A 14,547-nucleotide genomic window follows, 5' to 3' on the forward strand; every position below is an offset into this window, starting at 1 on the left:
CCGTCCTCCTCAGGCGTTGGCAGCGGCGTGGATCGCCTCGCGCACCTGCGCGAAGGTTCCACAGCGGCAGATGTTGGTGATGGCGTCGTTGATGTCCTGGTCGCTCGGCTTCGGATTGTCCTTCAACAGCGCGGCGACCGCCATGATCATGCCACTCTGGCAGTAGCCGCATTGGGGAACGTCGTTCTCCAGCCACGCCTGTTGCACCTTGTGCAGGCCGCCGTCGCTGGCGAGCCCCTCGATGGTCGTGATCTGCTTGCCCTGGGCCTCGGAGACGGTGACGCCGCAGGAACGCACGGCGGTGCCGTCGAGATGCACGGTGCAGGCGCCGCATTGTGCGATGCCGCAGCCATATTTGGTGCCGGTCAGTCCGGCGTTCTCGCGGATCGCCCACAGCAGCGGCGTGTCGGGCTCGACGTCCAGAGCATAGGATTGTCCGTTGATCGTGAGGTTTGCCATCGCAGATCCCTTTCGTTCAACTCGCCAGTTGAACAGAGGGCGGCAATGTGGCGCGAACGTTTGCATCCTTCAAATCAAGAATGTGCGTTTGCCGCGCGGGAAGATTTGTGATGAGCCGGGGTTGTAGTTGCTTCGGCTCATGGGCCGCGCGGCGGAGCTACGGCAAGCCGCAGGAAGCTCATCACGCTACCCAGCGCGGCGAAACCTGCGCCGAGGGCCAAGGCAAGGGTGGCACCTTCGCGCCCCGCAAGGCTGAAGCACAGGGCGGCCAGCGCCGCGCCGGTGGTCTGGCCGGTCAACCGGGCCGTGGCGACGATGCCGCTGGCGCCGCCGCTGCGATGGGGCGGGGCGCTCGACATGATGGCCTTCATGTTCGGCGCCTGGAAGAAGCCGAACCCGATGCCGCAGATCAGCATACGCCAGACGATGTTCGCGATGCTCGGGTTCTCCGGCAGCATGGCCAGCAGCGCCATGCCGGATCCGAGCATCACCAGGCCGATGCCGCCAAGCAGGCCGGCGGGAAAACGGTCCGACAGCCGGCCGGCGATCGGCGCCATGATCGTCACGGCGAGCGGCCAGGGCGTCATGAAGAACCCGGTCTCGACCTGCGAGCGTTGGAGAATGTCCTCGAAGTAGAACGGCAGCGACACGAAGCCGAGGCCCTGGACCGAGAAGGAGCATACGGCGGTCGCCGCCGAGAGCGCGAACACGCCGCGGCGGAACAGGTCGATCGGCAGCATCGGCGCGGGATGATCGGCCTGGCGGCGGGCCAGGATGACGCCGAGCACGAGCGCTGCGACCAGCTCGGCCACCACCATGGCCGGCGTCGCGCCATGCGCGGCGCTGCCGATGCCGGTGATGAACAGGCCGAGGCAGAGCGCAGCCAGCGCCGCGCCGAGAAAATCGAAGCCGTGGTCAGCGCGCGGCGTGCGCGGCAGCATCTTCATGCCGATCGCGATCGCAATCAGGCCGAACGGCAGGTTGATCGCGAACAGCCAGGGCCACGAGCCGAGCGAGAGAATGGCGGAGGCGATGGTCGGTCCGAAGGTGAAGGAGATGCCGACGACGAGCGCGTTGTGGCCGAGACCGCGGCCGAGCATCTTGCCGGGATAGACGTAGCGCACCAGCGCGGTGTTGACGCTCATGATGCCGCTGGCGCCAAGGCCCTGCAGCGCGCGGGCAACCACCAGCGTCGGCAGCGACCACGCCAGCGCGCAGCCGACCGAGGCGAGCGTGAACAGCAGGAGGCCGCCGAGATAGATGCGCTGATGGCCGACGATCTCGCCGAGCGCGCCAAGCGGCAATAGCGTCGCCACCAGCGCGATCTGATAGATGTTGACGACCCAGACCACCTCCGCCGGCGAGACGTGGAGATCGGCGGAGATCGACGGCAGCGCGATGTTGGCGATGGCGACGTCGAGCGAGGCCATCGACAGCGCCGTGAAGATCGCGGCGATCGCCCAGGGCCGCTGGCCAGGCGGCAGGCCGTCGGCGGTGCCGTCGCCGGCGAGCCTCGAAGCGTGGTGGCGGTTGGACATGGAGACCTTTGGGGACCTTCGGCTCGCGGGGCGCGTCCGGATCAGCATGTACACTCGAACAGGCGAACGCCCCAGCCGTCGCGGGCGCATGGCGGTATGCGCCCGGTCGCAAGGAACGGGTTGAAGCCGGCTACACGCCTGGCCGCGCCAACCGCTCGATCGTCTGGTTGTGCCGCGTCAACAGCTCGCAGGCGTGGCCGATCTGGCGGGCGCGCAGGGCCTGCAGAATCAGGCGGTGATCCTGGTTGGTGCGCGGACGCCAGCCGGCATTGCGCGCCATCGCCAGCACCAGCCGCGAATTCGCGAGGCGGAGTCCGTCGAGGCTCGCCAGCAGCCGCGGCATCGCGCAGGGCGCGACCAGCGCGCGGTGGAAGGCGCGGTTCGCGGTCTCGAACTCCTGGATGGTCTCGGCATTGTCGGCCTCGATCAGCGCGAGCTCGATCGCGGCGAGATGCGTCGGCGTATAGCGCGGCGCGGCATTGCGCAGCGCGATCACCTCGAGCGCGACGCGCATCTCGACGATCTCCCTGGTCGACTTCGCATCCAGCGGCGCCACCCGCACGCCGCGTCGCGGGGCGGCGACCACCAGATAGAGCGCCTCGAGCTGCCGGAATGCCTCGCGCACCGGCACGTGGCTGGAGTTGAACTCGCGCGCGACGTGGTCCTGCCGCAACGGCGCGTCGGGCGGCAGCGCACCGCTGACGATGCGATCGGTGATGGCTTCGGCGATCCGCTGAGCGGTGGTGAGATTCTCGTCGGGCATAATCATAGATTATCTATCGAAAAAACCAATGCAGCGGAAGCTCTCGTCCGATACGGTGCTCAAATACAGAGAAATCATAGATAATATCTATGATAATCTATAAATTGGCGTGGAGCGAGCATGGTGGATCGAAGCGGTGCGGGCCCTGATCGAATGGCGGTTGGCAATGCCATCCGTCATGACTGGACCAGAGACGAGGCCGAGGCGCTCTACCGCCTGCCATTTCCGGACCTGATGTTCCTGGCGCAGTCGGCGCATCGCCGGCAGTTCGATCCCACCCGCGTCGAGACAGCGAGCCTGCTCAGCATCAAGACCGGCGGTTGTCCGGAGGATTGCGGCTACTGCTCGCAGAGCGCGCACTACGACACCGGGCTCAAGGCGACGAAGCTGCTGGATCGCGACGAGGTGGTCGCCACCGCGCGGCGTGCCAAGGCAGCGGGAGCCGAGCGCTTCTGCATGGCCGCGGCCTGGCGCAGTCCGAAGGATCGTGACCTCGATCAGGTCTGCGACATGGTCAGCGCAGTGAAGGGTCTCGGCATGGAGACCTGCGTCACGCTGGGCATGCTGACCCCGCCGCAGGCGGAGCGGCTCAAAGCGGCCGGGCTCGACTTCTACAATCACAATGTCGACACCTCGCCCGAGTTCTACGACCGCATCATCACCACGCGCACGCTGCAGGACCGCATCGACACGCTCGCGCATGTGCGCCAAGCCGGCATCAAGGTGTGCTGCGGCGGCATCATCGGCATGGGCGAGGAGGTCGATGACCGGGTCGGCATGCTGGTGCTGCTGGCCAATCTCGCTGAGCATCCCGACAGCGTGCCGATCAACCTATGGAACGAGGTGAAGGGCGTGCCGGTCAACGATACGGCCGCGCGCCCCGATCCGATTGCGCTCGTGCGATTGATCGCGGTCGCGCGGATACTGATGCCGGCCAGCGTGGTGCGGCTGTCCGCGGGCCGCCAATATATGAGCGACGAGCTGCAGAGCCTGTGCCTGCTCGCCGGCGCCAATTCCATCTTCATCGGCGACGTGCTGCTGACCACGGCCAATCCGCAAGCCCAGCGCGACGCCGATCTGCTCGCGCGTCTCGGCATGACCTCGTCGCTGTCGGCGCGCCCGGCCGTGCCGGCCGCCGCCAGAGAGAGCGCGGACGCGCCGTCCCCGGCCTGATTCGAGCCTGATCGCGATCTCGGGGCGACCGCGCCCACGGAACTGCCTTGTCGTGCCGGTCCACGCCTGCGGCTGACCGAAACAGAGCGGAGCCATGTCTATGCCGTCCGACAGATTGGCGATCTATTCCGACGGTCTGCAGAGACTCGCGGCCGATGACCGGTTGCGGCGCCTCAGTCCACGGGCCGGTCTCGATTTCTCCTCCAACGACTATCTCGGTCTCGCACAGGCTCCGCGGATGAAGCGCGCGGTCGCCGCGGCCATGGAGGCCGGCACGCCGGTCGGTGCCGGCGGCTCGCGCCTGCTGCGAGGCAATTGCGAGGAGCACGAATGGCTCGAGGCGGAAGCGGCGCGCTTCTTCGGTGCCGAGAGTGCGCTGTTCTTCGGCTCCGGCTACATGGCGAACTTCGCCGTGCTCACCACGCTGCCGCAGCGCGACGACCTGCTGGTGCTCGATGCGCTGGTTCATGCCAGCACCCATGAAGGCGCGCGCGCCGGCCGTGCCGAGACGTGCCAGTTCATCCACAACAACGCCCAGTCGGCCGAGGACGCGATCCTGATCTGGCGCAGGGGCGGCGGGGTGGGCCGGCCCTGGATCGTCGTCGAAAGCCTCTACAGCATGGACGGCGATCTCGCGCCGCTGGCGGATTTGATCGCGATCGCCGGGCGCCACGATGCCTTTCTGCTGATCGACGAGGCCCATGCGACCGGGGTCCACGGCGCGCAGGGCCGCGGTCTTGCCGCGGCCTACGAGGGACACGAGAGCATCGTGACCGTTCACACCTGCGGCAAGTCGTTGGGCGCCGCCGGCGCGCTGGTCACCGCAAGCCGCGTGCTGTGCGACACGCTGATCAATCGCTGCCGTCCCTTCGTCTTCAGCACGGCGCCGTCGCCGCTGATGGCGGTGGCCGTGATGGAGGCGCTTGCGATCCTGCGGGAAGAGCCGGAGCGGCAGCGGAGGCTGGCGCAGCTCGTTGCCTTCGCCCATGGCGCGATCGCCGCGCGCTTCGGTGAAAGCTGGTCGCCGTCGCAGATCATTCCCTGCGTCGTCGGCGACAATGCGCGCGCGATGAACCTGGCTGCCGCGCTGCAGGCGCGGGGCTTCGACGTCCGCGGCATCCGCCCGCCGACGGTGCCGCCGGGCACGGCGCGGCTCAGGCTGTCGCTGACCTTGAATATCGACGAGGCGGCCATCGCGGCGCTGCTCGATGCGCTCGCCGACGAGATCGGAGGGCTGCGGCCATGACGCTGCGCATCGTGGTCACCGGGACCGACACCGGGATCGGCAAGACGGTGTTCGCCGCCGGCCTCACGGCGCTGCTCGGTGCCTGCTATTGGAAGCCGGTCCAGGCCGGCCTTGCCGAGGAGACGGATGCCCGCTGCGTCCAGCGGCTCGCCGAGCTCGGCGACGACCGCGTGCTGCCCGAAGCCTATCGGCTGGCCGAGCCGGCCTCGCCGCATCGCGCGGCGCGCCTCGCGGGCATCAGCATCGATCCGCTCCGCCTCCGTCCTCCGCGGGCCGCCGGCCGGCCTGTCGTGATCGAGGGAGCCGGCGGCGTCATGGTGCCGCTCGATTCCGGAACGCTCTATCTCGATGTCTTCGCGCAATGGCAGCTCCCGGTCGTGCTCTGCGCGCGCACCAGTCTCGGCACGATCAATCACTCGCTGCTGTCGCTGGCGGCGCTGCGCAGTCGCGGCATCGACGTGCTCGGCATCGCCTTCATCGGCGACGGCCACGACGACAACGAAGATACGATCTGCCGGTTCGGCGAGGTGAGGCGCCTCGGCCGGTTGCCCTGGGTCACGCCGCTGACGGCGCGATCGCTGCAGCACGTGTTCGGTACTCAATTCCAGCGCACGGATTTCGAAGGATGACGCGCAACGCAGCCTCGCCGATCTGGCATCCCTTCACGCAGCATGCGCTCCAGCCCGAGATGACACCGGTCGTGCGCGGCGAGGGCGCCTATCTCTTCACCGCCGACGGCAGGCGGATCATCGATGCGATCGCGTCGTGGTGGGTGGTCACGCACGGCCATTGCCATCCGCATATCGTGCGCGCGATCCAGGATCAGGCCGAGCGGCTGGATCAGGTCATCTTCGCCGGTCATACCCATGAGCCGGCCGAGCAGGTTGCCGCCGGGCTGCTCGCGCTGGTGCCGCCGAGCCTCACGCACGTGTTCTTCTCCGACAGCGGCGCCACCAGCGTCGAGGTCGCGCTGAAGATGGCGCTCGGCTATTTCAGGAACATCGGCGAGTCGCGCACGCGCATCGTGGTAATGCAGCATTCCTATCACGGCGACACCATCGGCGCGATGTCGGTCGGCGCGCGCGGCGTGTTCAATGCGGCCTATGAGCCGCTGCTGTTCGATGTCGCCGTCGTCCCGTTTCCAGCGCAAGGCAGGGAACAGGCGACTCTGGATGCGCTCGCTACATTTTGCGAGAAGGACCGGCCGGCCGCCTTCATCGTCGAGCCCTTGGTGCTCGGCGCCGGCGGCATGCTGATGTATCCGGCCGCGGTGCTGCGCGAGATGCACCGGATCTGCAAGGCGTTTGGCGTGCTGTTCATCGCCGACGAGGTGATGACCGGCTGGGGCCGCACCGGCACGTTGTTCGCCTGCGAGCAGGCGGACATCGCCCCCGATATCGCCTGCTACGCTAAAGGACTGACTGGAGGCGCGATGCCGCTTGCGGTTACGCTGTGCAGTCCCGCCATCTTCGAGGCGCACTATTCGACCGACCGCGCCTGCACGTTCTTTCACTCCAGCTCCTACACCGCCAATCCGATCGCCTGCGCGGCGGCGAGCGCCAATCTCGAGCTGTTGCGGCAGCCGCAGACGCGCGCCCGGATCGCCGCCGTCGCGGCCGCGCAGGAGCGCTGCCTCGACCGCTTGCGTTACGACGAGCGATTTGCCGACCTGCGACGCTGCGGCACCATCACCGCGCTCGATCTCCACGCCGACGAGCCCGGCTACCTCGCCGAGGTCGGCCCCAAGCTGCAAGCCTTCTTTCGCGACCGCGACGTCCTGCTGCGTCCGCTTGGCCACACGATCTACGTCATGCCGCCTTACTGCGTCACCGCCGGGGACGTCGAGACGGTCTATGCCGCCATCGACGAGGCCGTCGATCACGTGCTCTGAGGGGCTGTTCTGCGGACCGCGATTTGCGCTCCGCGATCCCGCGCACTAGCATCGTGCCAACGTCGTTGCGGAGGAAGCGGTCATGAACGCGCCGGTCAGCGGAGATGGCACCAAGGAGTGCAAGGAGGCCAGCGCAGCCGTGAGCGCAGCGCAGCAGGCTTTGCTGGAGGCGCTGCCGTTCGGCGACACCGCCGATTTCGATGATGCCGCCCGCGGCTTTCTCGGCACGATCGATCAGGCCAAGGTGGCGACGGCGCAGGGGCGCACCGTCTGGAGCCTCGCGCCTTACGGCTTCCTCGACGCGGAGCAGGCGCCGCCGACCGTCAATCCCAGTCTGTGGCGGCAAGCGAAGCTCAACATGCATCACGGCCTGTTCGAGGTCGTGCCCGGCGTGTACCAGGTGCGTGGGCTCGACATCGCCAACATGACGCTGATCGAGGGGGACACCGGCGTGATCGTGGTCGACACGCTGACCTCGATCGAGGGCGCACAGGCTGCATTGGAGCTGTACTACCAGCACCGCGGCGTCAGGCCGGTCACGGCGGTGATGTTCACGCATACCCACACCGATCATTGGGGCGGCGCGCGCGGCGTGGTCGACGATGATGCCCTGGCCAGCGGCCGCGTGCCGCTGATCGCGCCGAACCTGTTCATCGAGCATGCGGTCTCCGAGAACATCATCGCCGGCCCCGCGATGCTGCGGCGGGCGCAATATCAGTTCGGGCCGCTGCTCGCGAAGGGTCCGAAGGGCCATGTCGATTGTGGGCTCGGCAAGACCATGGCGGCGGGAGCCGTTGCGCTGCTGCGGCCGACCGACCTGATCATGGCGACCGGTGACACCAGGACCATCGACGGTCTCACCTTCGAATTCCAGATGGCGCCGAACAGCGAGGCGCCGGCGGAGATGCATTTCTTCGTGCCGCGCTACGGGCTCCTGAACCTCGCGGAGAACTGCACGCACAACTTCCACAACCTGCTGCCGTTTCGCGGCGCCGACGTGCGCGACGCGCTGGCGTGGTCGAAATATCTCGGCGAGGCGCTGCAACTGTGGGGCGGCAAGGCGGAGGTGATGTGCGGTCAGCATCATTGGCCGATATGGGGCGCGAGCCGTGTCGACGGCATGATCCGCGAGCAGCGCGACCTCTACAAGTTTGCCCACGACCAGACGGTGCGGCTGATGAATCATGGCCTGACCGCAAGCGAGATCGCCGAGCAGATCAGGCTGCCCCGGAGCCTCGAAGGGGCATGGCATGCGCGCGGCTATTACGGCCACATCCGCCACAACGTGAAGGCGATCTACCAGAAATATCTCGGCTGGTATGATGCCAATCCGGTCAATCTCGATCCGCTGCCGCCGGTCGAGGCCGGCCGGAAATACGTCTCCTATATGGGCGGGGCCGAGGCGCTGCTGGCGCGGGCGAGCGCGGACTTTGCCAACGGCGAATTCCGCTTCGTCGCGCAGGCCGTGGGTCATCTCGTCTTCGCCGAGCCGGACAATGCCGAGGCGCGCGCGCTGCTGGCCGACACGCTGGAGCAGCTCGGCTATGCCGCCGAGAGTGCGACCTGGCGCAATGCCTATCTGTTCGGCGCGCAGGAGCTGCGCCAGGGTATGCCGGAGGTTCCGGCCCGGCCCGGCCTGCCGCGCGAGACGCTGGCGGCGCTGCGCACCGAGCAGCTATGGGACGTGCTCGGGGTCAGGCTGAACGGGCCCAAGGCGGAGGGCAAGCACATCGTGCTGAACTGGACGTTCAACGACACCGGCGAGCGCTTCGTGCTCACCTTGCAGAATTGTGCGCTGACCTATGCGGTCGGCGTGCAGGCGTCGACCGCCGATGCGGGGTTCACGCTGGCGCGTTCGACGCTTGATGCGGTCATTGCCAAGGCCACGAGCTTTCCGGAAGCGGTCGCCGCCGGAAAGATCAGCTTCGCGGGCAATCCGATGCGGCTGGCCGAGCTGATGTCGCTGATGGATGAGTTCCCGCGCATGTTCGAGATCGTCGAGCCGAAGCGAGGCGCCGTGACCTGAGTTGAGGCGGAGGCCGGGCTGCCGACTTGCCCGGCCTCCTCGTGCTATTCGGCGCTGCTGACCAGCCGGATGCGCGGCTTCGCGATGTCGATCAGGCTGCGATACGCGGCGAGATAATCGAGCGCCATGCGGCGCGCGGTGAAGCGGCGCTCGAACTGCTCGCGCACGCGGGCGCGGCTCAGGTCGGGCAGGCGATTGACGGCCGCGACCGCGCTGAGCTCGTCCTCGACGATGAAGCCGGTCACGCCGTCGTCGATCACTTCTGGAACCGAGCCGCGGTTGTAGGCGATCACGGGCGTGCCGCAGGCCATCGCTTCGATCATCACGAGGCCGAACGGCTCCGGCCAATCGATCGGCAACAGCAGTCCGAGCGCGCCAGACAGGAACTCCGGCTTCTCACGATCGCCGATCTCGCCAATGAACTCGACGAGCGGATTGTCGTGGATCAAGGGACGGATCGTCTGCTCGTAATAGTCTTGGTCAGCGCGATCGACCTTGGCCGCGATCTTCAGCGGAATCCCGCAGCGCATGGCGATCTTGATGGCACGGTCGACACCCTTTTCCGGGGCGATGCGTCCGAGCACGGCGAGATAGCTCGGCGTCACCGGCTTGGGCATCAGGAGCGTTGCGGGCAGTCCATGCAGCACGGTGCGCACCCAGTTCGCATTCGGCACTGGCCGGCGCTGTGAGTCCGAGATCGAGACGACGGGAACATCCTTGAAGACCGAGAACACCGGCTGGTGCTCCGGAAGATCGAGCCTGCCGTGCAAGGTGGTCAGGAACGGTGTGGGTTGCCGGTGGAACAGGGAGAACGGGTAGTAGTCGAGGTGGAAGTGCAGAATGTCGAACTGTTCGTCGTCGCATTGCTGCCGGACGTTTTCGAGCATCACCATGTGCAGCGCGTTCGGATCCCTCACCGATCCGTCGAGGCGCAGAGCTTTCGGCCATGTCGGAGAGAGCTTCGCCGAGGTCTGAGAATCGCCGCTGGCGAATAGGGTGACGTCGTGTCCGAGGGCAACGAGCTCTTCGGTCAACCAATGAACGACCCGCTCAGTGCCGCCGTAGAGCTTCGGAGGCACGGCCTCCGTCAATGGAGCTATTTGCGCAATGCGCATCTCGTCGTCTCCTGTTCGTGACCGATCATGGATGAATCCCCAATGGCGCCGGCACTGCCACAGCGGGAACGTTGTCGCATGTGCGAAGTTCCATTCACGCGATCACTCTTTCTTCGACACAACGTGTTCCGCGCCGTCTCATTGATGCCATCCCCGCTCTCCAACGCTGCCCGACGCGGCATCACCGGAGGGCAGGGTTGCGCTGCGAAGGCGCACGGAACCGGAGAAATGGTTCATCGTTCATCTGGCCCCATCAGGTGTCGCCACGACCTCGCTCATCAAGGGGAAGACCATGGATCAGCTTTCAGGCTATGCGCACCGACCCTTTCCCTTCGTGATGCGCTATCTGCGCAAGCGTCCCACCGCCCATCTCGTGATTCTGATGGCCGTCATCGGTGCGGTTGCCTGTTCGGTAGGCACGCAATATGGCGTGAAATCCCTCGTCGACAGCCTCTCCGCCGGGCCTGCGGGGGGCGGCAACGTCTGGGCCGCGTTCGTGCTGCTGATGGCGCTGATCGCGACCGACAACATTCTGTGGCGCGTCGCCAGCTGGATCGCGTGCTTCACCTTCGTCCGTGTCACCGGAGATCTCCGGCGCGACATCTTCCGTCATCTCACCGGGCATTCGCCGAGCTATTTCGGCGACCGTTTGCCCGGCATGTTGTCGAGCCGCATCACAGCGACGTCGAACGCCGTGTTCACCGTCGAGAACATGTTCGTCTGGAACGTCTTGCCGCCATGCCTCGCCACCGTCGCGGCGATCTGTCTGATCGGAACCGTGAGCGGCCCGATGGCCATCGGCCTGCTGCTGATCGCGGCGATGATGGTGGCGGCGATGTTCCGTCTGGCGGCCGCCGGCAAGCCGCTGCATGACGATTTCGCCGACAAGGCGGCCATGGTCGACGGCGAGATGGTCGACGTGATCTCGAACATGCCGCTGGTGCGCGCGTTCTGCGGCCTGCGCCACGAGCACGACCGATTCGATGCGACCGTCGACCGGGAGCTCGAGGCGCGCGGGCGCAGTCTTCGCTACCTCGAGAAGCTGCGCATTCTGCATGCGACGGTCACGATCGTGCTGACGGTCGCGCTGATGGCGTGGGCGATCTCGCTGTGGCAGCGGGGCGGGGCGACGACGGGCGACGTCGTGCTGGTTTGCACGCTCGGCCTCTGCATTCTCAACGCGACGCGCGATCTGGCGGTGGCGCTGGTCGACGTCACCCAGCACGTCGCGCGCATGAGCGAGGCGATCGCGACCCTGCTGCAGCCGCACGAGCTGCGCGATCACCCCGAGGCCGAGCCGCTGGTCAAGAGCGGTGCGGCCATCGCCTTCGACAACATCACCTTCCACTATCCAGGCGGCGACAAGCTGTTCGACAATTTCACGCTGCGTCTGCAGCCGGGCCAGCGCGTGGGCCTGGTCGGACAGTCCGGCGGCGGCAAATCGAGCCTGTTCACGCTGCTGCAACGGTTCTATGATCCGCAAGCCGGGCACATCAGGATCGATGGTCAGGACATCGCCAAGGTCACCCAGCAGAGCCTGCGTGAGGCGATCTCGGTGGTTCCGCAGGACATCTCGCTGTTCCATCGCTCCATTCTGGAGAACATTCGCTACGGACGTCCGAGTGCGACCGACGACGAGGTGTTGCGGGCGGCGATCGCGGCGCGCTGCGACTTCGTCGAGACACTGCCGGAAGGACTGCAGACGATGGTCGGGGATCGCGGCGTCAAGCTGTCGGGCGGGCAGCGCCAGCGCATCGCGATCGCGCGGGCGTTCCTCAAGGACGCGCCGATCCTGCTGCTCGACGAAGCCACGGCTGCGCTCGACAGCGAGTCCGAGGAGGCCATCCGCGAGGCGTTGAGTCGGCTGATGCGCGGCCGCACCGTCATCGCGATCGCGCATCGGCTCGCGACCCTGCGGAATTTTGACCGCGTGGTGGTGCTGAAATCGGGCAGGATCATCGAGGACGGCGCACCCGACCGGCTGATGCAGGACGAGGGCCCGTATCGGGATCTCGTGACCCAGGAGATGAACCGGCTCGCCAAGTTCGCCGCCTGATCGTAGCGTCGGGTCGCGTCGAGAACGTGCACTCTCGGTTGTCTGGGCACTTCAACATCGCATGAGGCCAACATGTCCGCCGAAGTCGCAAGCACACTGTCGTCGATCACCCAGACGGACGAGCCCGCGGAGCAGCCGTTCTATATTCCCATGACGGGGCCGGCGTCCCGGCCGCGGCGCTCGCTCAAGCACGACGATACGTTCATCGTCCTCGACGGCCACGGCGACATCGGCGCCTCGGCCGGCGGACCGGACGGTCTCTTCAACGCTGATACGCGCTATCTCGCGCGGCTCGAATTGACGTTGGACGACGTTCAGCCCCTGCTGCTCGGCTCGAGCCTGCGCGACGACAACTCCGCGCTGACCGTCGATCTCACCAATCCCGACATCTACAGCCAGGGCCGCCTGGTGCTGCCGAAGGATATGCTGCACATCGTGCGCACGATCTTTCTGTGGCATGGCACGGCCTATCAGCGCATCGGGCTGCAGAACCATGGCGATCGCCAGGCCAGCTTCGATCTCAAGCTGACATTCGACAATGATTTTGCCGACCTTTTCGAGGTGCGAGGCACCGTGCGGCCGCGGCGCGGCATCAGCGCGAGCCGGCTGGTGGACCCGTCCGAGGTCGTCCTGCGCTATCGCGGCCTGGACAACGTCCTGCGCACCACCGACGTGAGCTTCGATCCGCGTCCGACGCATCTCACCGTCAATGCCGCAACCTATCATTTCGATCTTGCCCCGCAGGAATCCGCCTCGCTGTTCGTGGCCGTGATGTGCAACGCCAAGGCCGGCGAGCGGCCCCGGCGCTTCTTCCGCAGCCTGCTCGCCCATCGCCGCGAGATGCGCCGATGCACCGTTGGCGCCGCCAGCATCGAGACCTCCAACGACATCCTCAACGAGGTGCTGTGCCAGGCAGCGGCCGATCTGAACATCCTGATGACGGATACGCCGGAGGGGCGTTATCCCTATGCCGGCATTCCCTGGTATTCGACGACATTCGGTCGCGACGGGCTGATCACCGCGCTGCAGATGCTGTGGGTCGATCCGCGCATTGCCCGCGGCGTCCTGCGCCGGCTCGCCGTGCATCAGGCGCGCACGACCGATCCGCTGTCCGATGCCGAGCCCGGCAAGATCCTGCACGAGATGCGGGGCGGCGAGATGGCGGCGCTGCGTGAGGTGCCGTTCGGCTGCTATTATGGCAGCGTCGATTCCACGCCGCTGTTCGTGCTGCTCGCCGGGCTCTACATCGAGCGCACCGGTGACATCGACACCCTGAGGGAGCTATGGCCGGCGATCGAGCTGGCGTTGCGCTGGATCGACGGCCCCGGCGATCCCGATCGCGATGGCTTCGTGGAATATCAACGCGCCTCCGAGCAGGGTCTCGCCAACCAGGGCTGGAAGGACTCCTACGACGCGGTGTTCCATGCCGATGGACGTCTCGCGGAAGGTTACATCGCGCTTGCGGAGGTGCAGGGCTATGTCTTTGCCGGCAAGCAGCTGGCGGCGCGTTGCGCCCGTCGGCTCGGCAAGGCCGAGATGGCGGACCGGCTCCAAGCCGAGGCCGCGGATCTCGCGGAACGGTTCGAGGACGCCTTCTGGTGCGAGGATCTGAACACCTATGCGCTCGCGCTCGACGGCCACAAGCAGCCCTGCCGCGTCCGGACGTCGAACGCCGGGCAGCTGCTGTTCAGCGGCATGGTGCGCGAGGATCGCGCCCGCAAGCTTGCCGCCGAACTGCTGCGGCCGCATTTCTTCTCGGGTTGGGGCATCCGCACCGTCGCCTGCGGCGAGCCGCGCTACAATCCGATGTCCTATCACGACGGATCGATCTGGCCGCACGACAATGCGCTGATCGCGCTCGGCCTGTCGCGCTATGGCCTGAAGCATGCGGTCGAGCAGGTGTTCGGCGGCCTGTTCGAAGCAGCGTCCTACATGGATCTGCGCCGGCTGCCGGAGCTGTTCTGCGGCTTCCGGCGCGAGAAGCATCGGGGCCCGACGCTCTATCCGGTGGCCTGCGCGCCGCAGGCCTGGGCGAGTGCGACCCCGTTCACCTTGCTCGAGGCGGCGCTCGGGCTCGAGTTCGACGCCGCGCGCGGCGAGATCCGCCTGCGCAATCCGCGGCTGCCGGCGTTCCTGGACTGGGTGGTGCTGCGCGATCTCAGGCTCGGCAACTCGACGATCGACCTGCGGATTCGCCGTCATGGCGAGGACATCTCCATGGAGGTGCTGCGGCGGCGCGGTCAGATCCAGGTCTCGCTGGTGCTGGCGCAATGATGACGC

11 protein-coding genes are annotated in these 14,547 nt (G+C 66.8%); 7 read left to right on the top strand and 4 right to left on the bottom strand.

The annotated features are described in order from the left end of the window. Window positions 1-9 precede the first annotated feature (9 nt). The 3 genes from QW868_RS20380 to QW868_RS20390 form a co-directional block, all read right to left on the bottom strand. Window positions 10-459, bottom strand: coding sequence for a (2Fe-2S)-binding protein (locus tag QW868_RS20380; RefSeq protein WP_315812745.1), 450 nt, complete (start codon window positions 457-459; stop codon window positions 10-12). Window positions 460-596: 137 nt separating this feature from the next. Further along, window positions 597-1,997 (bottom strand): MFS transporter, encoded by a 1,401-nt coding sequence (locus QW868_RS20385; protein ID WP_316231332.1) that lies wholly within the window; start codon window positions 1,995-1,997, stop codon window positions 597-599. 130 nt (window positions 1,998-2,127) lie between these two features. Beyond that, window positions 2,128-2,760 carry a GntR family transcriptional regulator gene (locus QW868_RS20390; RefSeq protein ID WP_315776542.1) on the bottom strand — a complete coding sequence of 211 codons (633 nt, stop codon included), beginning with the start codon at window positions 2,758-2,760 and terminating at the stop codon, window positions 2,128-2,130. Between the two features lie 120 nt (window positions 2,761-2,880). Here QW868_RS20390 and bioB point away from each other — a divergent pair, with 120 nt between their 5' ends. From bioB to QW868_RS20415, 5 genes are all read left to right on the top strand, one after another. Continuing rightward, on the top strand, window positions 2,881-3,933 hold the full coding sequence (gene bioB, locus QW868_RS20395) for a biotin synthase BioB (RefSeq protein ID WP_410051312.1): 1,053 nt from the start codon (window positions 2,881-2,883) through the stop codon (window positions 3,931-3,933). A gap of 100 nt (window positions 3,934-4,033) precedes the next feature. Beyond that, window positions 4,034-5,179 carry an 8-amino-7-oxononanoate synthase gene (locus QW868_RS20400; protein ID WP_316231376.1) on the top strand — a complete coding sequence of 382 codons (1,146 nt, stop codon included), beginning with the start codon at window positions 4,034-4,036 and terminating at the stop codon, window positions 5,177-5,179. Continuing rightward, window positions 5,176-5,808: a dethiobiotin synthase gene (gene bioD, locus QW868_RS20405; protein WP_315799020.1), complete on the top strand. Its 633-nt coding sequence runs from the start codon at window positions 5,176-5,178 to the stop codon at window positions 5,806-5,808. Before QW868_RS20400 ends, bioD begins: the two co-directional genes overlap by 4 nt. Next, window positions 5,805-7,070 (top strand): adenosylmethionine--8-amino-7-oxononanoate transaminase, encoded by a 1,266-nt coding sequence (locus QW868_RS20410; RefSeq protein WP_316231333.1) that lies wholly within the window; start codon window positions 5,805-5,807, stop codon window positions 7,068-7,070. Before bioD ends, QW868_RS20410 begins: the two co-directional genes overlap by 4 nt. 82 nt (window positions 7,071-7,152) lie before the next feature. Further along, window positions 7,153-9,096: an alkyl/aryl-sulfatase gene (locus QW868_RS20415; RefSeq protein ID WP_316231334.1), complete on the top strand. Its 1,944-nt coding sequence runs from the start codon at window positions 7,153-7,155 to the stop codon at window positions 9,094-9,096. Window positions 9,097-9,140: 44 nt separating this feature from the next. On the opposite strand, the gene QW868_RS20420 is transcribed toward QW868_RS20415, so the two are convergent. Next, entirely contained in the window at window positions 9,141-10,211 is a 1,071-nt protein-coding gene (locus tag QW868_RS20420) for a glycosyltransferase family 4 protein (protein ID WP_316231335.1), read from the bottom strand. A 292-nt stretch (window positions 10,212-10,503) separates the two neighbouring features. Here QW868_RS20420 and QW868_RS20425 point away from each other — a divergent pair, with 292 nt between their 5' ends. Together QW868_RS20425 and QW868_RS20430 are read left to right on the top strand one after the other, a co-directional pair. Next, the gene (locus QW868_RS20425; protein ID WP_316231336.1) at window positions 10,504-12,267 is read left to right on the top strand and encodes an ABC transporter ATP-binding protein; all 1,764 of its coding nucleotides are present in this window, start codon (window positions 10,504-10,506) and stop codon (window positions 12,265-12,267) included. A gap of 72 nt (window positions 12,268-12,339) precedes the next feature. Beyond that, window positions 12,340-14,541: an amylo-alpha-1,6-glucosidase gene (locus QW868_RS20430; protein ID WP_315737141.1), complete on the top strand. Its 2,202-nt coding sequence runs from the start codon at window positions 12,340-12,342 to the stop codon at window positions 14,539-14,541. Window positions 14,542-14,547: the final 6 nt, after the last annotated feature.

This window comes from Bradyrhizobium sp. SZCCHNR1051 (assembly GCF_032489615.1).
Taxonomy (GTDB): domain Bacteria; phylum Pseudomonadota; class Alphaproteobacteria; order Rhizobiales; family Xanthobacteraceae; genus Bradyrhizobium.